This is a genomic window from Paraburkholderia caffeinilytica (assembly GCF_046030355.1).
GTDB classification, from domain to species: domain Bacteria; phylum Pseudomonadota; class Gammaproteobacteria; order Burkholderiales; family Burkholderiaceae; genus Paraburkholderia; species Paraburkholderia caffeinilytica_B.
Window position 1 is genome coordinate 147308 of sequence record NZ_JAQQCQ010000014.1, and the last position, 19629, is coordinate 166936.

General features: G+C 62.5%; 17 protein-coding genes. 15 read left to right on the top strand and 2 right to left on the bottom strand.

All coding sequences use genetic code 11. The features are described from left to right. The first annotated feature begins 1 nt into the window (after position 1). Together metH and PQQ95_RS21525 are read left to right on the top strand one after the other, a co-directional pair. On the top strand, positions 2-2719 hold the full coding sequence (gene metH / locus PQQ95_RS21520) for a methionine synthase (protein WP_408440372.1): 2718 nt from the start codon (positions 2-4) through the stop codon (positions 2717-2719). A 157-nt stretch (positions 2720-2876) separates the two neighbouring features. Beyond that, the gene (locus PQQ95_RS21525) at positions 2877-3086 is read left to right on the top strand and encodes an acid-shock protein (RefSeq protein WP_408440375.1); all 210 of its coding nucleotides are present in this window, start codon (positions 2877-2879) and stop codon (positions 3084-3086) included. A gap of 133 nt (positions 3087-3219) precedes the next feature. Here the strand turns inward: PQQ95_RS21525 and PQQ95_RS21530 are convergent, their stop codons facing one another. Continuing rightward, positions 3220-3546 (bottom strand): DUF1840 domain-containing protein, encoded by a 327-nt coding sequence (locus PQQ95_RS21530; protein WP_408440377.1) that lies wholly within the window; start codon positions 3544-3546, stop codon positions 3220-3222. Between the two features lie 451 nt (positions 3547-3997). On the opposite strand from PQQ95_RS21530, the gene argS reads away from it, so the two are divergent. From argS to PQQ95_RS21560, 6 genes are all read left to right on the top strand, one after another. Next, complete coding sequence (gene argS / locus PQQ95_RS21535) at positions 3998-5788, top strand: arginine--tRNA ligase (protein ID WP_408440380.1); 1791 nt, start codon at positions 3998-4000, stop codon at positions 5786-5788. Positions 5789-5849: 61 nt separating this feature from the next. Further along, entirely contained in the window at positions 5850-6668 is an 819-nt protein-coding gene (locus PQQ95_RS21540; RefSeq protein ID WP_408440383.1) for an SPOR domain-containing protein, read from the top strand. A 196-nt stretch (positions 6669-6864) separates the two neighbouring features. Then, positions 6865-7503 (top strand): thiol:disulfide interchange protein DsbA/DsbL, encoded by a 639-nt coding sequence (locus PQQ95_RS21545; RefSeq protein ID WP_408440386.1) that lies wholly within the window; start codon positions 6865-6867, stop codon positions 7501-7503. A 15-nt stretch (positions 7504-7518) separates the two neighbouring features. After that, a complete protein-coding gene (locus tag PQQ95_RS21550; protein ID WP_408440388.1) occupies positions 7519-8292 on the top strand; it encodes an SDR family oxidoreductase in 774 nt (257 codons plus the stop codon). 3 nt (positions 8293-8295) lie between these two features. Then, the gene (locus PQQ95_RS21555) at positions 8296-9114 is read left to right on the top strand and encodes a cobalamin-binding protein (RefSeq protein WP_408440390.1); all 819 of its coding nucleotides are present in this window, start codon (positions 8296-8298) and stop codon (positions 9112-9114) included. Positions 9115-9470: 356 nt separating this feature from the next. Then, positions 9471-11057 carry an ABC transporter substrate-binding protein gene (locus PQQ95_RS21560; protein WP_408440391.1) on the top strand — a complete coding sequence of 529 codons (1587 nt, stop codon included), beginning with the start codon at positions 9471-9473 and terminating at the stop codon, positions 11055-11057. An 88-nt stretch (positions 11058-11145) separates the two neighbouring features. On the opposite strand, the gene PQQ95_RS21565 is transcribed toward PQQ95_RS21560, so the two are convergent. Then, the gene (locus tag PQQ95_RS21565) at positions 11146-12216 is read right to left on the bottom strand and encodes an MBL fold metallo-hydrolase (RefSeq protein WP_408440394.1); all 1071 of its coding nucleotides are present in this window, start codon (positions 12214-12216) and stop codon (positions 11146-11148) included. 188 nt (positions 12217-12404) lie between these two features. Here PQQ95_RS21565 and PQQ95_RS21570 point away from each other — a divergent pair, with 188 nt between their 5' ends. From PQQ95_RS21570 to PQQ95_RS21600, 7 genes are all read left to right on the top strand, one after another. Continuing rightward, positions 12405-12809, top strand: coding sequence for a MerR family transcriptional regulator (locus PQQ95_RS21570; RefSeq protein ID WP_408440396.1), 405 nt, complete (start codon positions 12405-12407; stop codon positions 12807-12809). An 86-nt stretch (positions 12810-12895) separates the two neighbouring features. Next, positions 12896-14725 (top strand): bifunctional isocitrate dehydrogenase kinase/phosphatase, encoded by a 1830-nt coding sequence (aceK, locus tag PQQ95_RS21575; protein WP_408440399.1) that lies wholly within the window; start codon positions 12896-12898, stop codon positions 14723-14725. A gap of 94 nt (positions 14726-14819) precedes the next feature. Then, positions 14820-15596, top strand: coding sequence for a carbonate dehydratase (gene can / locus PQQ95_RS21580; protein WP_408440563.1), 777 nt, complete (start codon positions 14820-14822; stop codon positions 15594-15596). Positions 15597-15603: 7 nt separating this feature from the next. Further along, positions 15604-16812, top strand: coding sequence for an acetyl-CoA C-acetyltransferase (locus PQQ95_RS21585; RefSeq protein WP_175051900.1), 1209 nt, complete (start codon positions 15604-15606; stop codon positions 16810-16812). A gap of 39 nt (positions 16813-16851) precedes the next feature. After that, complete coding sequence (locus PQQ95_RS21590) at positions 16852-17529, top strand: SDR family oxidoreductase (protein WP_408440403.1); 678 nt, start codon at positions 16852-16854, stop codon at positions 17527-17529. Positions 17530-17565: 36 nt separating this feature from the next. Continuing rightward, positions 17566-18696, top strand: coding sequence for an acyl-CoA dehydrogenase family protein (locus PQQ95_RS21595; RefSeq protein ID WP_408440406.1), 1131 nt, complete (start codon positions 17566-17568; stop codon positions 18694-18696). A 7-nt stretch (positions 18697-18703) separates the two neighbouring features. After that, complete coding sequence (locus tag PQQ95_RS21600; protein ID WP_408440409.1) at positions 18704-19153, top strand: YchJ family protein; 450 nt, start codon at positions 18704-18706, stop codon at positions 19151-19153. The last annotated feature ends 476 nt before the right edge of the window (positions 19154-19629 follow it).

Here is a 19629-nt window from a genome sequence, read left to right on the forward strand (position 1 = left end):
CATGACCGATCACACCATGCGCCTTTCCGGCCTCGAGCCGTTCAACGTCACGTCCGGGACGCTCTTCATCAACGTGGGTGAGCGCACCAACGTGACCGGCTCGAAGGCGTTCGCGCGAATGATCCTGAACGACCAGTTCGACGACGCGATCGCGGTCGCGCGGCAGCAGGTCGAAAACGGCGCGCAGATCATCGACGTCAACATGGACGAGGCAATGCTCGATTCGAAAGCGGCAATGGTCCGCTTCATGAATCTGATCGCGTCGGAGCCGGACATTGCACGTGTGCCGATCATGATCGACTCGTCGAAGTGGGACGTGATCGAAGCCGGCCTGAAATGCGTGCAAGGCAAGGCGATTGTCAATTCGATCTCGCTGAAGGAAGGTGAAGAAGCGTTCCGTCATCACGCGAACCTGATCCGCCGCTACGGCGCAGCCGCGGTCGTGATGGCCTTCGACGAACAAGGCCAGGCCGATACGTTCGAACGCAAGACGCAGATCTGCAAGCGCTCCTACGATTTCCTCGTGAACGAAGTCGGCTTCCCGCCGGAAGACATCATCTTCGATCCGAACATTTTCGCGATTGCGACCGGCATCGAAGAACACAACAACTACGCCGTCGACTTCATCAACGCCACGCGCTGGATCAAGGAAAACCTGCCGTACGCGAAAATCAGCGGTGGTGTGTCGAACGTGTCGTTCTCGTTCCGCGGCAACGATCCGGTGCGCGAGGCGATTCACACCGTGTTCCTCTATCACGCGATTCAGGCGGGGATGGACATGGGCATCGTCAACGCGGGTCAGCTCGGCGTGTATGCCGATCTCGATCCGGAGTTGCGCGAGCGTGTTGAAGACGTCGTGCTGAACCGCCGTGAAGACGGCACCGATCGTCTGCTGGAAATCGCCGACAAGTTCAAGACCGGCGCCGCGAAGAAGGAAGAGAACCTCGAGTGGCGCAATCAGCCCGTCGAGAAGCGTCTGTCACATGCATTGGTGCACGGCATCACCAACTTCATCGTCGAAGATACCGAGGAAGTGCGCGCCAAGATCGCCGCAGCCGGCGGCCGGCCGATCAACGTGATCGAAGGCCCGCTGATGGACGGCATGAATATCGTCGGCGACCTGTTCGGTCAGGGCAAGATGTTTCTGCCGCAGGTCGTGAAGTCGGCGCGCGTGATGAAGCAGGCGGTCGCGCATCTGATCCCGTACATCGAAGAAGAAAAGAAGCTGATGGCCGAAGCCGGCGCCGACGTGCGCGCGAAAGGCAAGATCGTCATCGCCACGGTCAAGGGCGACGTGCACGATATCGGCAAGAACATCGTTTCGGTGGTGCTTCAGTGCAATAACTTCGAAGTGGTCAACATGGGCGTGATGGTGTCGTGCAACGACATTCTCGCCAAGGCGAAGGTCGAGGGCGCGGACATCATCGGCTTGTCCGGCCTGATTACGCCGAGCCTCGAAGAAATGGCCTACGTCGCTTCGGAAATGCAGCGCGACGACTACTTCCGCGTGAAGAAGATCCCGCTGCTGATCGGCGGCGCGACCACCTCGCGCGTACACACTGCCGTGAAGATCGCACCGCATTACGAAGGCCCGGTGGTCTACGTGCCGGACGCGTCGCGCTCGGTTTCCGTGGCCTCGAGCCTGCTGTCCGATGAAGGCGCGGCGAAATACGTCGACGAGCTGAAGGCCGACTACGACCGCATCCGCGATCAGCACGCCAACAAGAAAGCCCTGCCGATGGTCACGCTCGCCGAGGCCCGCGCGAACAAGACCAAGATCGATTGGGCCGGCTACCAGCCGGTCAAGCCGAAGTTCATCGGCCGTCGCGTGTTCAAGAACTTCGATCTGAACGAACTGGCGAACTACATCGACTGGGGGCCGTTCTTCCAGACCTGGGATCTGGCGGGTCCGTATCCGGCGATCCTGAACGACGAGATCGTCGGCGAATCGGCCCGCCGCGTGTTCTCGGACGGCAAGTCGATGCTCGCGCGCCTGATCCAGGGCCGCTGGCTGCAGGCCAACGGCGTGATCGCGCTGCTGCCGGCCAACACGGTGAACGACGACGACATCGAAATCTACACCGACGAATCGCGCTCGGAAGTGGCGCTGACGTGGCGCAACCTGCGCCAGCAAAGCGTGCGGCCGGTGGTGGACGGCGTGATGCGGCCGAACCGCTCGCTGGCCGACTTCATCGCGCCGAAGGATTCGGGCGTGGCCGACTACATCGGCATGTTCGCGGTCACGGCGGGTCTGGGCGTGGACGTGAAGGAAAAACAGTTCGAAAAAGACCACGACGACTACAGCGCGATCATGCTCAAGGCGCTCGCCGACCGCTTCGCGGAAGCCTTCGCTGAAGGACTGCACGCCCGCGTGCGGCGCGACCTGTGGGGATATGCGAACGCCGAAACCCTCTCCAACGAAGACCTGATCGCGGAAAAGTACCACGGTATCCGCCCGGCGCCGGGCTACCCGGCCTGCCCGGATCACCTTGTGAAACGCGACATGTTCGACGTGCTGCAAGCCACTGAAATCGGCATGAGCGTCACCGAATCGCTGGCCATGCTGCCGGCGGCCAGCGTCTCCGGCTTCTATCTGGCGCACCCGGACAGCACCTATTTCTCGGTCGGCAAGATCGGCCAGGACCAGCTGGAAGACTACGCAAAACGCATGTCGTTGTCGAAAACAGACGCTGAGCGAGCCTTGGCGCCTTTGCTGTAAGCCTTGCGGGGCGGGAAACCCACTATATTGGGCACGCTAGGCTGAATATTTGCGGCAGTGTAATTTTCGGCTTTGTAGACTGAAACGGCATCAACCCGCCAGACGCGGCCAAAACGCGTCGGCTTATCAAATTGCAATCGTCAACGGAGAAAATCGTATGAAGAAGCTGACGCTGTTATTGACTGCTGTTTCGCTCGCCGCAGGCGCCTCGGTGGCGCTGGCCCAGCCTGCTGCCCCTGCCGCTTCCAGCTCGGTCAGTTCGTATTCGCCGCCTACGCAAAAGCACGTCAAGAAGCCCAAGAAGCAAAAAGCAAAGAAGGGTGCGTCGGCACCGGCAGCTGCCCCGGCAGACGCCGCCAGCCAGTAAGCAGGTTTGGCAAAGGGGCCGCAAAGCCCTGTGAAAGACAAAGAGCCCGCTGATGTGGGCTCTTTTCATTGACACGTCGTGGCCTGCGCCGCGAGAGGCGGCGAACGCCACCGCCGGCGGACCGCTAGCGGGATTAGAGACCCCAGACGATATCCGCGTTTTCCTTCTGCGCGGCGCGCAGCATGTCGAGGAACGGATACGCGCGCTGGGCGAGTCCCGGCGGGATCTCATGATGGTCGTGGCCGTCTTCACCTTCGTGGAAATGGCCGTCGTGCTCGGCACGTTCCTGTTTGTCGACGCTGATCGCCGATTCGAGTTTCGTGATCGCGACGCTCAGTTCGTCGTGGGTGATGACACCTCGCTCACCCAGCCGCTTGCCGACGATGCCAACCAGGTACTGAGCGAGGTTCTCCAGCATCATCACGTCCGGCGCGGCCCGGCATTTGAAAGTAATCAGCATGACTGTTCCCTTTTCGTTATGTTGGATCGACGCGTGGGCGACTCGACATCCGCCGCCGGCGCGCGTTACGTTGGCACGCCGATGAGGCACGGCGACCACGGCCCTTGGTGGGCATCTCATTGAACATATTAGCACCTGCTAAAATCCGTCTGGACGGAAAAGCGCGCCGCAATGCGCCGCGCGCGGCATGGCGAAGGTGGCGTGGCTGGGCCGGTTGGCCGCAATCCCGCCTGCTGCCGCACCAGGCCGCCGCAGCAAGCATCTGGGCCTGTCGCCGCGCACGCGCTAACCGCGTTGCACGCAACGTGCCTGATGACGCCGCGGTGGACGCCCCGGCGCGTCCCGGCCGGTGCACCGCCGCTTTCCACGCTTCTGACGAATCGGCTGCGCCTCGCGCGCGGCCGCCGCTTCTTCCGCATCACCGGATTGCCTCACTGGACTCGCAACAAGCATGCTGCCTGCACATAAACATACCCTCGAAACCCTGCTCGCCGACACGGTGAAGCAGGTTGCTGACGCAACCCAAGGCGCGAGCGAAGCCGCCTTCGTCTCGCCCACGATCACGCTGGAGCGTCCCAAGGTCGCCGCCCACGGCGACGTCGCCTGCAATGTGGCAATGCAACTCGCCAAGCCGCTGCGCGCCAATCCGCGCCAGTTGGCGCAACAGATCGTCGACGCGCTGCTCGCGCAGCCGCAAGCCAAGGGCCTCGTGGAAGCCGCCGAAGTGGCCGGCCCCGGCTTCATCAACCTGCGCCTCGCGGCCGCCGCCAAGCAGGCGGTGATCGCCGCCGTGTTCGCTGAAAAGACCGCCTTCGGCCGTTCGCAGCGCGACGCCGGCAAGCATGTGCTGATCGAGTTCGTCTCGGCCAACCCCACCGGCCCGCTGCACGTCGGCCACGGCCGCCAGGCTGCGCTCGGCGACGCGCTCTCGAACGTGCTGGCCTCGCAAGGCTGGGATGTGCATCGCGAGTTCTATTACAACGACGCCGGCGTGCAGATCCACACACTGGCCGTGTCGACGCAGGCGCGTGCCCGCGGCATTGCGCCCGGCGACGAAGGCTGGCCGGCCTCGGCGTACAACGGCGAGTACATTGCCGACATCGCGAAAGACTATCTGAGCGGGGCCACCGTGGCCGCCAGCGACGGCGAGCCCGTCACAGGCGCGGGCGACGTCGAAGACCTCGACGCGATCCGCCGCTTCGCGGTCGCCTACCTGCGCCGCGAACAGGACATGGACTTGCAGGCCTTCGGCGTGAAGTTCGACCAGTACTACCTGGAGTCGTCGCTGTACACGGAAGGCCGGGTCGAGAAGACCGTCGAGGCGCTGATCGCCGCCGGCAAGACCTACGAACAGGAAGGCGCGCTGTGGCTGCGCACCACCGACGACGGCGACGACAAAGACCGCGTGATGCGCAAGACCGACGGCACCTATACGTATTTCGTGCCGGACGTCGCCTACCACGTCGCCAAGTGGGAGCGTGGCTTCACCAAGGTCATCAACGTCCAGGGCTCGGACCACCACGGCACGATCGCGCGCGTGCGCGCCGGCCTGCAAGGTCTCGGCATCGGCATTCCGAAAGGCTATCCCGACTACATCCTGCACAAGATGGTCACGGTGATGCGCAACGGCGAAGAGGTGAAGATCTCCAAGCGCGCCGGCAGCTATGTGACCGTGCGCGACCTGATCGAATGGTCGGGCGGCGCGACGCCGGGCTCGGAAGCCGCCGTCGACCTGATCGACGAAGAGACGATTCGCCGTGGCCGCGACGCCGTGCGCTTTTTCCTGATTTCGCGCAAGGCGGATACGGAATTCGTGTTCGACATCGACCTGGCGTTGAAACAGAACGACGAAAATCCGGTGCACTACGTGCAGTATGCGCATGCGCGGATCTGCTCGGTCATCGCGGAATGCAAGGCGCGCTACAGCACGGACGAAAGCACGCTGGCCGCCGTGGACGTGTCGCCGCTCACCAGCGAACGCGCCATGGCCTTGCTGAACAAGCTCGCCGAGTTCCCGGACATGCTGCAACACGCGGCCGACGAACTCGCGCCGCACGCGGTCGCGTTCTATCTGCGCGACCTCGCCGGGGAATTCCACTCGTTCTACAATGACAGAGCCGAACGCGTGCTGGTCGACGACGCCGCCGAGCGCAATGCGCGCGTCGCGCTGCTTGCGGCCACGCGTCAGGTGCTGGCCAACGGTCTCGCGACGATCGGCGTCTCCGCTCCCGTCAAGATGTAAGTCCTCCGGCGCAACATGCATGCGGCCGTCGTTATAATCGACGGCCGTTCCAGGATTCTTTTTGCAGGTGATTCAAACGATGGCAAAACCACGCCGCACAACAAAGCAATCGCAATCGAAACAAACCGGGGGCACTTTTCTCGGCATCGTGCTGGGCCTGATCGTCGGTCTCGCGATCGCGGTAGTGGTGGCGCTGTATATCACCCGTGCGCCTACGCCGTTCGTCTCCAAGGTCGCGCCGCCCGCAGCGCCCGACACCGGCGCGAGCCAGGCGCAGCAATACGATCCGAACCGTCCGCTGCAAGGCAAGACGCCCGGCCAGCCGGTGCCGCAAGCCGCGCAACCGGCGCCGCCGAACACCGCACCGGGCCAGACCACCGCGCAGACGCAGTCGGGCATGCTGGAAGAACCGCAGATCGTCGAAGTGCCGCCGTCGAGCGGCAATGCGAACGGCACGGCAGTCGCACCGAAGCCCGCGCAGGATAACGGCACCGGCACGGCCACCGCACCGGTGAAGAAGCCGCAAGGCGCCAGCGCACCGGCCGCCACCGCGGCAGGCTCCGCGCCGAAGGGCACGTCGCCCACCACGGCCGCCAACGCCAAGCCGGGTTCTAGCGCGGCGCCGACAGCGGGTGACGCAAACACGGGCTACTTCCTGCAAGTGGGCGCCTACAAGACCTCGGCCGACGCCGAGCAGCAGCGGGCGCGTCTCGCCTTCCAGGGCTTCGAATCGAAGGTCACGCAGCGCGATGCGGGCGGCGTGACGTATTACCGCGTGCGTATCGGCCCGTTCTCGAAGTTCGAGGACATGAATTCGAGCCGCCAGCGTTTGTCCGACGCGGGCGTGGATACCGCCGTGATCCGCTTTACGAAACAATAAGCAAACAACACACAAACGGCGATTTGCCGGAACGCGCCGCCACCGAACTATCGGCGTGCGGCGCGGGTCACAAACACAACAGACAAGCACAATCGACAAGCATAACGACGACTAGAGCGTCTAACGCCGACATTGAAAACGGTGACGGGCATTTGCGTGGCGCCACCGCTTTACCGCCTACTTGGGTCAACACAACATGAAAAAACTGCTGAGCATTCTGTTCCTCTCGCTGGGCCTGGTTGCCGCCACGGCGCATGCATCGCCGGCCGCGCCGGTTTCCGGCAAGGACTACACCGTGCTGCCCACGCCGCAGCCTACGGACGTGCCGGCCGGCAAGATCGAAGTGACCGAATTCTTCTGGTACGGCTGCCCGCATTGCAACGAATTCAACCCGTACCTCGAAGCATGGGTGAAGAAGCAAGGTCCGGACGTCGTGTTCAAGCGCGTGCCGGTCGCCTTCCGCGACGACTTCATTCCGCACTCGAAGATGTACCACGCACTCGACGCACTCGGCCTCGCCACGCAACTTACGCCGAAGGTTTTCAACGAAATCCACGTCAACAAGAACTACCTGCTGACGCCGGAAGACCAGACCAAGTTCCTCGCGAAGAACGGCGTCGATCCGAAGAAGTACATGGACGCGTACAACTCGTTCTCGACGCAAAGCGCGCTGCAGAAAGACAAGAAGCTGCTGGATGACTACAAGATCGACGGTGTGCCGACGCTCGCCGTGCAAGGCAAGTATGAAACCGGTCCGGCTGCGACCAACAGCCTGCCGGGTACCATCCAGGTACTCGACTATCTGGTGCAGCAAGTCCGCGCCAAGAAGATGTAAAGCCGAGGCGCCGGAATGAGTTCACCCCTGAAGGTTTTCATTACCGGCGCTTCGAGTGGCATCGGCCTCGCGCTCGCCGCCGAATATGCGCGGCGTGGCGCGATTCTCGGCCTGGTTGCCCGCCGCGGCGACGCGCTCGCCGCTTTCCAGCAGTCCCATCCGCAGAATTCCATCTCCACTTATTCCGTCGACGTCCGCGACGCCGAAGCGCTCGCCGAAGCGGCCGCGCAGTTCATCGCGCAGCACGGTTTGCCGGACGTCGTGATCGCCAATGCCGGCATCAGCCGCGGCGCGGTCACCGGGCACGGCGATCTGCGCACGTTCCGTGAAGTGATGGATATCAACTACTTCGGCATGGTCGCGACCTTCGAGCCGTTCGCCGCCGCCATGGTCGCCGCAAAGAAAGGCACGCTGGTCGGGATCGCCAGCGTCGCCGGTGTGCGCGGCTTGCCGGGGTCGGGCGCGTACAGCGCGTCGAAGTCGGCCGCGCTCAAGTATCTGGAAGCATTGCGCGTCGAAATGCGGCCGCTGGGCGTCGGCGTGGTCACCATCGCGCCCGGCTATGTCCGCACGCCGATGACCGAGCACAACCCGTACGGCATGCCGTTCCTGATGGACGCCGACCGCTTCGCGGTGAAGGTCGCCGGGGCGGTCGAGCGTCAAACCGCGTTTGCCGTATTCCCCTGGCAGATGCGCATCGTGGCGATGCTGCTGCACGTGCTGCCGCGCTGGCTCTACGATCTCGCCTTCGAACGCGCGCCGCGCAAACCGCGCGCCGTCACCGAGTAAATCATGCAGCCTCGTGCGGTCGATGCAGCCGGCGTCGCGCACGAAACCGGCGTCGCGAATAGCCGCATCGTCTCGCTGGTGCCGAGCATCACCGAATTGCTGTTCGCTCTGGGGCTCGACAGGCAGATCGTCGGGCGCACCGGTTTTTGCGTGCATCCGCATGACAAAGTGCAGCAGGTACGCAAGGTTGGCGGCACCAAGGCCGTCAATATCGACGCGATTCGCGCGTTACGGCCCACCCATCTGATCGTCAATATCGACGAAAACGAACGCGATACCGTCGAGCAATTGCGGGCGTTCGTGCCGCACATCGTCGTCACGCATCCGCAGACACCGCAGGACAATCTCTCGCTGTACGCGCTGCTGGGCGCGATCTTCGACCGCGTGCCGGAAGCGCAGCGCTTGAGCGAGGCGCTCGAAGCACGTCTGCACGAGGCCGCCGCACAGGTATTTCCGGTGCAAAACGTGCTGTATCTGATCTGGCGCGAACCATGGATGACCGTCGCGCGCGATACCTATATCGCCGCGATGCTGAGACTCGTGAACTGGCAGACGCTGCCTGACGTGGAAGGCGGACCGGCAGGCGCCGCGCGTTACCCCACGCTCGACTTCGATCACGCACCATGGCTTGCCGGCGTCGATCGCATCCTGCTCTCCAGCGAGCCTTATCGCTTTACGCAAACGCATTGCGACGCGCTGAAACGCGATCCTCGCCTGGCGGGCAAACGCATTGAGTTGATCGATGGCGAACGGGTCTCGTGGTACGGCGTGCGCGCGATTGACGGCATCGCTTATCTGCTCGGGCGCGCGGCGGCACCGTAAGCGCCCGCGCCAAGCCGAGGTTACCGGGTAGCGTCGCCCGACGCTCGCATGAACCGAGTGACTACCGCACGCGCCTCGCGGCCGCCCCGGGCGACGCCACCGTGCGAGACCGCCCCCTTGCGCGCCAACGCTCGGACTCCATATGGATATGCAGATTAAATTGTTGTCGCCACAACCACCCTTCGATAAGCTTTCGCGAAGGCCGAGACGTGCATGTACTTGTCGTAGCCAGACCATGCGCCAGCGCCGGAAACGTATCACAATAAAGACGACGGCCAGACCGGTCGCCACCCGTCAACGGAATACAACCACACAACCAGACGCACTGCCTGACTGCGCTTGTTATGGGAGATCCTATGCGCTTCAAACTGCTCGCAGCCGCCGTACTGTTCACGGCGCCCGCGCTCGTGCTCGCCAAACCGCTGACCGTCTGTACCGAGTCGAGCCCCGACGGCTTCGATGTCGTGCAGTTCAATTCGCTCGTCACGACCAATGCGTCGGCCGACGTGATCTTCAATTCGCTGGTCTCGTACGACGAGGCCGCGAAGAAAGTCGTGCCTTCGCTGGCCGACAAATGGGACGTGAGCGCCGACGGCCTCACCTACACGTTCCATCTGCGCCCGAACGTGCAGTTCCAGACCACCGATTACTTCAAGCCCACCCGCGCACTGAACGCCGACGACGTCGTCTTCACGTTCGACCGCATGCTCAACGACAGCAATCCGTGGCACAAGGTGGCGGGCGCGAGCGGCTTCCCGCATGCGCAATCGATGGGCTTGCCGAAGCTCATCAAGTCCATCAGCAAGGTCGACGACAACACCGTCAAATTCGAACTGAACGCGCCGGACGCGACCTTCGTGTCGATCCTGACGATGGGTTTCGCCTCGATCTATTCGGCGGAATACGCCGACCAGTTGCTCAAGGCCGGCAAACAGGTCGACCTGAATGCGAAGCCGATCGGCACCGGTCCGTTCGAATTGAAGAGCTACACCAAAGACGCGGTGATCCGCTACGACGTGAACCCGGCCTACTGGGGCACGAAACCGAAGATCGACCGCCTGATCTACGCGATCACGCCGGACGCCACCGTGCGCGCGCAAAAAGTGAAAGCGGGCGAATGCCAGATCGCGTTATCGCCGAAACCGCAGGATCTCGCCGAGGCGAAGAGCGACAAGTCACTCGCCATCGTGCAGACACCGGCCTTCATGACCGCCTTCGTCGCACTGAACACGCAGAAGAAACCGCTCGACAACCAGAAGGTACGCGCCGCCCTGAACATGGCGTTCGACCGCACCACGTATTTGAAGGCGATCTTCGACAACACCGCGACGCCGGCCGTCAATCCGTATCCGCCTAACACGTGGAGCTACGACAAGGCCGTGAAAGCGTGGCCGTACGATCCGGTGAAGGCGAAGAAGCTGCTCGCGGACGCGGGCTATCCGAACGGCTTCGAAACGACGATCTGGGTGCGTCCGAACGGCAGCGTGCTGAACCCAAATCCGAAGGCCGGCGCCGAACTGCTGCAAGCCGACTTCGCGAAGATCGGCGTGAAGGCGGAAGTGAAGGTGATCGAATGGGGCGAATTGATCAAGCAGGCCAAGCAAGGTCAGCATGACACGCTATTCATGGGCTGGGCCGGCGACAACGGCGATCCGGACAACTATCTGTCACCGCTCTTCAGTTGCAATGCCGTGAAGTCGGGGATCAATTTCGCGCGCTTCTGCGATCAGGATCTGGACAAGCTGATCGCCGACGGCAAAGCGACGCCGGATCAAGCCAAACGTGCGAAGGCTTATGAGCAGGCGCAACAGATCATCCACGATCAGGCGCTGTGGATTCCGCTGGGTTACCCGACCGCAGCGGCCATCACACGTACGAACGTGAGCGGCTATCACGTGAGCCCGTTCGGCCGGCAGAACTTTGGAACGGTGGCGGTGCAGTAAAACTGTGCAGTAGCATGACTGCTTCACCGCTTGCAAAAAAGCCCGGTTGCGAAAGCACCGGGCTTTTTTTATCAGCAGACTCACTCGCTCACGCCGAGAACCGGATCACCCCGTCCGCATCCTGCGTGCGCTTCAACTCACCCGCCAGCCACAGCAGATGCAAGTGCGCCAATGCCTCGCCCATCGCAAATGTCATCTGATGGATGTCGAGTTGGCGCTTGAACATGAGCGGGACGATATCCGCAGCGCTCTGCGGCTTCTCCGCACAGGCCTCCCTCACTTCAGCCAGACGCGCGTCATGATGCTCACGCAGTTGCTGGATACGCGTGCGCACCCCGCGAAACGGCTTGCCATGCGACGGCAACACGAGCGTATCTGCCGGCATCGTCTCGTAGCGGCCGAGCGATTCCAGATACAGCGCGAGCGGCGTGCCCTCCGGTTCCATGTCGAACACCGAGACGTTGGTCGAAATACGCGGCAGCACCATGTCGCCGGAGATCAGCGTGCCCGTCTCTTCGCAATACAGCGCGCAGTGTTCCGGCGAATGGCCGAAGCCCGTCACCACGCGCCAGGTCTTGCCGCCGATCTTCACGCCATCGGCTTCGCGCAGGCGGCGGTACTGCCCCGGAATCGCCGGCACGAGGCTCGAGTAGTAGCTGGTGCGATTGCGCAGTTTCTCGAGCGACACCTCGTCGGTCAAGCCGTGACGCGCGAAGTGCCGCGCCGCGCCCTCACCGCCCGCATTCGAACCGTCGCCGGCGGCCATCACGCGGGCCTGCATGTATTCGCCGAGCGTCATCCACAAGCGCACGTCCCAGCGTTTCTTGTCACCGCCGCTGCAAATCCAGTGCGCAAGGCCGATGTGGTCCGGATGGCAATGCGTGACGATCACACGCAGCACCGGCAGGCCGTCGAGCACGGAGTCGAACACTTTCTCCCAGTTCTCCTTGATCGTGTCCGATGTAATCCCGCAGTCGACTACCGTCCAGCCTTGCTGACCGTCGATCTCATCGCGTAGCAGCCACAGATTGATGTGATCGAGTGCGAACGGCAGCGGCATACGCAGCCAGAACACGCCGGGCGCGACTTCCATCGCGTGGCCCGCTTCGGGCAGGGTGTCGTTGAACGGGTAGTCGAGTTGATGTTCGAGTGCATTCATTGTGGTTGCCTTCCTCCGTCGGCCATCCGGCATGGCGAGGTATGCGATGCCGGACAGCGTGGTTGCGGCCCGGTCGGGACATACCGGTACCGTAGTGCGCCGTAGTTGCGTTTCGATCAAGTTGACGATAACGTAAACGTCGATTCTATCGTTCAATCCGATTTTCTGCCCGGCTACGGGATGCCCCGATGAACACGCAATACACGATCACCGAGCTCGCGCGGGAATTCGACGTCACGCCGCGGGCAATCCGCTTCTACGAAGACCAGGGTTTACTCTCACCCAGCCGCGAGGGTTCGAGCGGCTTGCGGCGCGTCTATTCGGTCCACGACCGAACCCGGCTGAAGCTCACCCTGCGCGGCAAGCGCCTCGGCTTCACGCTGTCGGAAATCCGCGATCTGCTCGACGTCTACGAGTCGCCGACCGACACCGTGCCGCAATTGCACGCCTTCCTTGCCACGGTGGCGCGTCATCGTGACGTACTGGAACGTCAGCTGGAAGATCTGAATGCGACGCTCGAAGACCTCGCGCAATACGAAACTCAGGCGAGAGCCTTGCTGGAGAGCGGCGCACGCGAAACCAGGTCCGCCTGAGCGGAGATCGGCGCGAGGCGCCGCGGGCCCACCCGGACGATACAATCACGCGTGTCTTCACGACATGGGACGAATGCACGGTCGACATGAATCACTTCCCTAAACTGCTGTCGTCACAGATCGGCTTTGACGTCGCCCAGACGATGCTCGAAGGATTCGATCGGCACTACCGGATCTTCCGCGACGCCGCGATCCGTGCCAAAACGCTTTTCGAAGCCGCCGACTGGCATGGCCTGCAAACGCTGGCACGCGAGCGCATTACCTCCTATGATGATCGCGTCGAGGAATGCGTCGAACTGCTCGAAGACGAATACGACGCCGAAAATATCGACGACGAAGTGTGGCAGCAGATCAAGCTCCACTACATCGGCCTCCTGACCACGCACCGCCAGCCCGAGTGCGCGGAGACGTTCTTCAATTCGGTGTGCTGCAAGATCCTGCACCGCTCGTATTTCAACAACGACTTCATTTTCGTGCGCCCGGCGATCTCGACCGAATACATCGAGAACGACGAACCGGCGGCGAAACCGACCTATCGTGCGTATTACCCGGGCAAGGATGGTCTTGCCGCGACGCTCGAGCGCATCGTTACGAACTTCCAGCTGGAACCGCCGTTCGATGATCTGAAACGCGACGTCGAATGCGTGATGCAGACGATCCACGACGCGTTCGGCGTGTTCGACGAAGCGCCCAACTTCCAGATTCACGTGCTTTCGTCGCTGTTTTACCGGAACAAGTCGGCGTATATCATTGGACGGATCATCAACGGCGATTTGTTGCTGCCGTTCGCCGTGCCGCTGCGCCACGTGAAGCCCGGCGTTCTTGCGCTCGATACGGTGCTGCTCAAGCGCGACCAGTTGCTGATCATCTTCAGCTTCTCGCATTCGTACTTCCTGGTGGACATGGAAGTGCCGTCCGCTTACGTCGAATTTCTCGGCACCATCATGCAGGGCAAACCGAAGGCGGAAATCTATACGTCGGTGGGTTTGCAGAAGCAGGGCAAGAATCTGTTCTATCGCGATCTGCTGCACCATCTGAAGCATTCCAGCGACCCGTTCATCATCGCACCCGGCATCAAGGGGCTCGTGATGCTGGTGTTCACGCTGCCGTCGTTTCCGTATGTATTCAAGCTGATCAAAGACCATTTTCCGCCGCCGAAGGAAACCACGCGCGAGCAGATCAAGGGAAAGTATCAGCTCGTCAAACGGCATGACCGTTTGGGCCGCATGGCCGACACGCTCGAATATTCGAGCGTCGCGCTGCCCATTTCGCGGCTCGACGAAGCGCTGCTGCGCGAACTCGAAAAGGAAGTGCCGTCCCTGATCGAATACGACGGCGACAATCTGGTGATTCGTCACATGTATATCGAACGCCGGATGGTGCCGCTCAACCTGTTCCTGCAAAACGGCAGCGACGACGACGTCGAGCACGGCATCAAGGAATACGGCAACGCGATCAAGGAATTGATGCAGGCGAACATCTTCCCCGGCGACATGCTGTACAAGAACTTCGGCGTGACGCGTCATGGCCGCGTCGTGTTCTACGACTACGATGAAATCGAATACCTGACGGAATGCAACGTGCGCGCTGTGCCGGCGCCGCGTAACGAGGAAGACGAAATGTCGGGCGAGCCGTGGTACTCGGTCGGCCCGCACGACATTTTCCCGGAGACATACGGCACGTTTCTGCTCGGCGATCCACGCGTGCGCCGGTCCTTCATGCAGCATCACGCGGACTTCTTCGATCCAGCGCTGTGGCAGCGGCACAAGGATCATCTATTGAAAGGCGAACTGCCCGACTTTTTCCCGTACGACAGCAGCGTGCGCTTCTGCATCCGCTACCCGGAACGATTCGCCGATGCGGCGTCCAGACAAGCGGAGAACCCGGCAGATGAACGCACCGTGCGCGCGGCTTGAATCTCATGCGCCGCACGCATCGTTGAATGCATCGTCCGAACCTTATGCAACGACATCGACCGGTCAATCGGTCGAGCAAACGCCCAGACTCGACATGAACACGAACGCTTCACCTCCTGCCAATCCGCTTGCCCATCTGTTCGACAACAACGACGCGTGGGTGGCCCGCAAGCTGTCCGAAGATCCCGAATACTTCTCGCGCCTCGCGCATCAGCAGACACCCGAATATCTGTGGATCGGCTGTTCCGATTCGCGCGTGCCGGCCAACCAGATCATCGGGCTGCCGCCAGGCGAAGTGTTCGTGCATAGAAATATCGCCAACGTGGTAGTGCATACGGATCTGAACTGCCTGTCGGTGATCCAGTTCGCCGTCGATCTGCTGAAGGTCAAGCACATCATGGTGGTGGGCCACTATGGCTGCTCGGGCGTCGCCGCGGCGCTGCACGGCCGGCGCGTCGGTCTGGCGGACAACTGGTTGCATCACGTGCAGGACGTGCGCAGCAAACACGCCGCGTTGATCGAAGAATGGCCGCTCGGTGAAGCGCGCCACCGGCGGCTGGTCGAACTGAATGCGATCGAGCAGGTCATGAACGTCTGCCGAACCACCATCATCAACGACGCGTGGGCACGCGGCCAGGAACTGACCGTGCATGGCTGGGTATATGGCGTGCATGACGGCAAGGTGCGCGACCTCGGCATGACAATCAACGACCCTGCGGCACTCGATGCAACCTATAAGCGCTGCATCGCGTCCGTATCGGCCGGCGGTACGTACCAGGAAGACAACGATGCGGCGGCCGCCGACGCCGCTCAGCCCGGCGACGTGCCGGCTATCGTCGAAGGTGTGATCAAACAACTTAAGCATGAATGAAACCCGTATGAGTGAGACAAACATGAGCGAGACAAAGTCTGATCCGATCGTGATCGTAGGTGTGGCCCGTACGCCGATGGCGGCATTTCAGGGCGATTTCGCAACGCTAACCGCGCCGCAGCTGGGCTCGGTTGCAATCGAAGCCGCCGTGCAACGCGCCGGCTTGAAACCCGAGCAGATCGACGAAGTGGTGATGGGTTGCGTGCTGCCCGCCGGTCTCGGCCAGGCGCCCGCGCGCCAAGCCGCACTCGGCGCCGGCCTGCCGCTCGCCACCGGCAGCACCACCGTCAACAAGATGTGCGGCTCCGGCATGCGCGCGGCGATGTTCGCACACGACATGCTCGCCGCAGGGTCGGTCGACGTGATCGTCGCGGGCGGCATGGAGAGCATGACGAACGCGCCGTACCTGTTGCCGAAGGCGCGTAACGGCATGCGCATGGGCCACGGCCAGGTAATCGACCACATGTTCTACGACGGTCTCGAAGACGCCTACGAAAAGGGTCGCCTGATGGGCACCTTCGCCGAGGAATGCGCAGCTTCGTTCGACTTCACGCGCGAAGCGCAGGACGCGTTCGCCGTCGAGTCCCTGAATCGTGCGAAGCGCGCGAACGAAGACGGTTCGTTCACCTGGGAGATCGCGCCGGTGAAGGTGGAAAGCCGCAAGGGCGACGTGACCATCGATCACGACGAACAGCCGTTCAAGGCGAACCTCGACAAGATTCCGACACTCAAACCCGCGTTCAGCAAAACCGGCACGGTGACGGCCGCGAACTCGTCGTCGATTTCCGACGGGGCAGCCGCGCTCGTGATGATGCGTGAATCGACCGCAAAGCGTCTCGGCGTCGAGCCGCTCGCTCGCGTGGTTGGCCACTCCACCTTCGCTCAGGAACCTGCGAAGTTCACCACCGCGCCGGTCGGTGCGATTCGAAAGCTGTTCGAGAAGAACGGCTGGCGCGCCGACGAAGTGGATCTGTACGAGGTCAACGAAGCGTTCGCGGTGGTCACGATGGCTGCGATGAAGGAACATCATCTGCCGCACGACAAGGTCAACGTGAACGGCGGCGCCTGCGCACTCGGCCATCCGATTGGCGCATCGGGCGCGCGGATTCTCGTCACGCTGATCGGCGCGTTGAAAAATCGTGGTCTGAAGCGCGGTGTCGCGACGCTGTGCATCGGCGGCGGCGAAGCGACCGCGATGGGCATTGAACTGGTTTGATGCGCGATTACCAGGCGCTTGCAAGTTTGAGGTGATTCGATGAAGACAGTGTTGATCGTCGGTGCATCGCGCGGCATCGGCCAGGAGTTCGTGCGCCAGTACCGGAAGAGCGGCTGGCGCGTGCTCGCCACCGCGCGCGACGGCACCGCGCTCGACGCGCTGAAGGCACTCGGCGCCGAGACCTTCGCACTCGACGTCACCGCGCCCGAAGAAATCGCCGCGCTCGGCTGGAAGCTCGACGGCGAACGGCTCGACGCGGCGGTGCTGGTGTCCGGCGTGTACGGCCCACGCACCGAGGACATCGAGACGATTACCGCGGAAGACTTCGACCACGTCATGCATACCAACGTGCGCGGCCCGATGCAGTTGATGCCGATCCTGCTGCCGCTCGTCGAAGAAGCGGGCGGCGTGTTCGCGGTGATTTCCAGCAAGATGGGCAGCATCGGCGACGCAAGCGGCACGACCGGCTGGCTGTATCGGGCGAGTAAGGCCGCGCTGAACGACGCGCTGAAGATCGCTTCACTCGACGCCGCGCGCGCCACCTGTATTTCGTTGCATCCGGGCTGGGTGCGCACCGACATGGGTGGCGCACAAGCGGCAATCGATCCGGCGCGCAGCGTCACCGGCATGCGTGAAGTGATCGCGCAGGCCGCGGCCGCACACGACGCATTCAACGGCCGCTTCTATCAATACGACGGCACGGCGCTCGACTGGTGAAGAAACAAGTGGGAAGACTAATGAGGAGACCGAGCCATGGTGCTTGACCAGGATCATCTGATGGTCCGCGACGCGGTGCGCACGTTCGTCCGCGAAGCCGTTACGCCGTATGCGGCGCAATGGGACCGCGAGCGCACCTTTCCGAAGGACGTGCATCGCCAGCTCGCCGAACTCGGCGCGTACGGCGTGCTGGTGCCCGAAGCGTACGGCGGCGCCGGCATGGATGCGCTGGCGCTCGCACTGATCCTCGAGGAAATCGCTGCGGGCGACGGTGGCACCTCGACCGCGATCTCCGTCAACAACTGCCCGGTGTGCAGCATTCTGCTGGCCTACGGCAACGACGCGCAGAAACGCGACTGGCTCACGCCGCTCGCACGCGGCGAGATGCTCGGCGCGTTTTGTCTGACCGAACCGCAAGCAGGTTCGGACGCCTCTGCACTGCGCACCACCGCGACACGCGATGGCGACTCGTACGTGTTGAACGGCGTCAAACAGTTCATCACGAGCGGCAAGAACGGCAACGTCGCGATCGTGATGGCCGTGACCGACAAGGCGGCGGGCAAGCGCGGCATCAGCGCGTTTATCGTGCCTACCGATACGAAGGGGTACATCGTTGCGCGAGTCGAAGAAAAGCTCGGTCAGCATTCGTCCGACACCGCGCAGATTATTTTCGAAGATTGCCGCGTGCCGGCCGCGAATCTGATCGGCGCGGAAGGCGAAGGTTATCGGATTGCGCTATCGGGGCTCGAAGGCGGCCGCATCGGTATCGCGGCGCAGAGCGTCGGCATGGCGCGCGCCGCGTTCGAGGCGGCATTGGGCTATGCGAAGGAGCGCGAAAGCTTTGGCCAGCCGCTGTTTTCGCACCAGGCCGTGCAATTCCGCCTCGCCGACATGGCAACCCAACTCGAAGCCGCGCGCCAGTTGATCTGGCACGCGGCTTCGCTGAAAGACGCTGGACAGCCTTGCCTGACGGAAGCCGCAATGGCCAAGCTGTTCGCCTCTGAAGCCGCCGAGCGTATCTGCTCCGCTGCCTTGCAGATTCATGGCGGCTACGGCTATCTGAGCGACTTCCCCGTCGAACGCATCTACCGCGATGTGCGCGTGTGTCAGATCTACGAGGGCACCAGCGACATCCAGAAAATCTTGATCGCGCGCGGTCTTGGCTGAAAGTCTGATGAATAAGCCATTGTTGTCAATGCAACGACCGTCCGACTGCCCATGCGGCGCCGCCGCGCCCGATCAGCGCAGCGGCGCCACACCGCCGCGCTTCGCGCAATGCTGTGGCCGCTATATCGACGGCGGCGAAGCGGCCCCGCGCGCGCTCGAACTGATGCGTTCGCGTTACAGCGCGTATGTTGTCGGCGCAACGAATTATTTGCGTGCGACGTGGGCTCCGCATACCTGCCCAGCCGACCTCGACGCCGACCCTGCGGCACCCGATGCCCCGCGTTGGCTCGGACTGCAGATCAAGGCGTTTGCTGAAGCCGACGCCGATCACGCGACAGTCGAATTCGTCGCACGATACAAAGTAGGCGGCCGCGCCCACCGGCTGCACGAACTGAGCCGCTTCATACGCGGTGAAGACGGACGCTGGCGCTATGTCGACGGTGACGTGAGCGAATAAGCCGCACCTTTCCCATCCTTACGCGCCGCCAACGACGCGGATAGCGCCGTGATCACATATGGCCCTCTAACGAGGGCTTTTTTTCGTGTTGGCTCAACACCACAGCACCTGTGTTTCGACACATTACTTCGTGCAGCCAAACACCGTGCGACAGGCGCTTTGCCGCCTCCCGGCGCGCGAACGCGCCTCTGATCCGCAGGCGGCAATTATTGCGCCGCGGGTTCTCCTTTATTGCACAAAACAAAATTGTCGTGCCAGGATGAGGCCGTAGGTTTGTGACGTCACATTGCGAGAACAGGTCCATACCGATTCCGCAAAATGCGCAGGCGGCTGCCGATAGCCCACCAGCAGGGGGGCAGCGGTGGTTCCGGGCAGCATGTGTGGCGCTCATCATCGGCGCGTGGGGTCGCGTCGGCCGTTTGGGTTCATCCCGTGCGATCTCGATCAGCGTGCGTGCGCTTGGCGCACTACGTACG

Coding starts and splice junctions, on each gene's coding strand:
- PQQ95_RS21565 (WP_408440394.1), bottom strand. CDS start 12,216: ATGAATGCACTCGAACATCAACTCGACTACCCGTTCAACGACACCCTG.
- PQQ95_RS21550 (WP_408440388.1), top strand. CDS start 7,519: ATGAGTTCACCCCTGAAGGTTTTCATTACCGGCGCTTCGAGTGGCATC.
- PQQ95_RS21525 (WP_408440375.1), top strand. CDS start 2,877: ATGAAGAAGCTGACGCTGTTATTGACTGCTGTTTCGCTCGCCGCAGGC.
- PQQ95_RS21555 (WP_408440390.1), top strand. CDS start 8,296: ATGCAGCCTCGTGCGGTCGATGCAGCCGGCGTCGCGCACGAAACCGGC.
- PQQ95_RS21530 (WP_408440377.1), bottom strand. CDS start 3,546: ATGCTGATTACTTTCAAATGCCGGGCCGCGCCGGACGTGATGATGCTG.
- metH (WP_408440372.1), top strand. CDS start 2: ATGACCGATCACACCATGCGCCTTTCCGGCCTCGAGCCGTTCAACGTC.
- PQQ95_RS21560 (WP_408440391.1), top strand. CDS start 9,471: ATGCGCTTCAAACTGCTCGCAGCCGCCGTACTGTTCACGGCGCCCGCG.
- PQQ95_RS21585 (WP_175051900.1), top strand. CDS start 15,604: ATGAGTGAGACAAACATGAGCGAGACAAAGTCTGATCCGATCGTGATC.
- PQQ95_RS21600 (WP_408440409.1), top strand. CDS start 18,704: ATGAATAAGCCATTGTTGTCAATGCAACGACCGTCCGACTGCCCATGC.
- PQQ95_RS21570 (WP_408440396.1), top strand. CDS start 12,405: ATGAACACGCAATACACGATCACCGAGCTCGCGCGGGAATTCGACGTC.
- can (WP_408440563.1), top strand. CDS start 14,820: ATGAACACGAACGCTTCACCTCCTGCCAATCCGCTTGCCCATCTGTTC.
- PQQ95_RS21545 (WP_408440386.1), top strand. CDS start 6,865: ATGAAAAAACTGCTGAGCATTCTGTTCCTCTCGCTGGGCCTGGTTGCC.
- PQQ95_RS21595 (WP_408440406.1), top strand. CDS start 17,566: ATGGTGCTTGACCAGGATCATCTGATGGTCCGCGACGCGGTGCGCACG.
- argS (WP_408440380.1), top strand. CDS start 3,998: ATGCTGCCTGCACATAAACATACCCTCGAAACCCTGCTCGCCGACACG.
- PQQ95_RS21590 (WP_408440403.1), top strand. CDS start 16,852: ATGAAGACAGTGTTGATCGTCGGTGCATCGCGCGGCATCGGCCAGGAG.
- aceK (WP_408440399.1), top strand. CDS start 12,896: ATGAATCACTTCCCTAAACTGCTGTCGTCACAGATCGGCTTTGACGTC.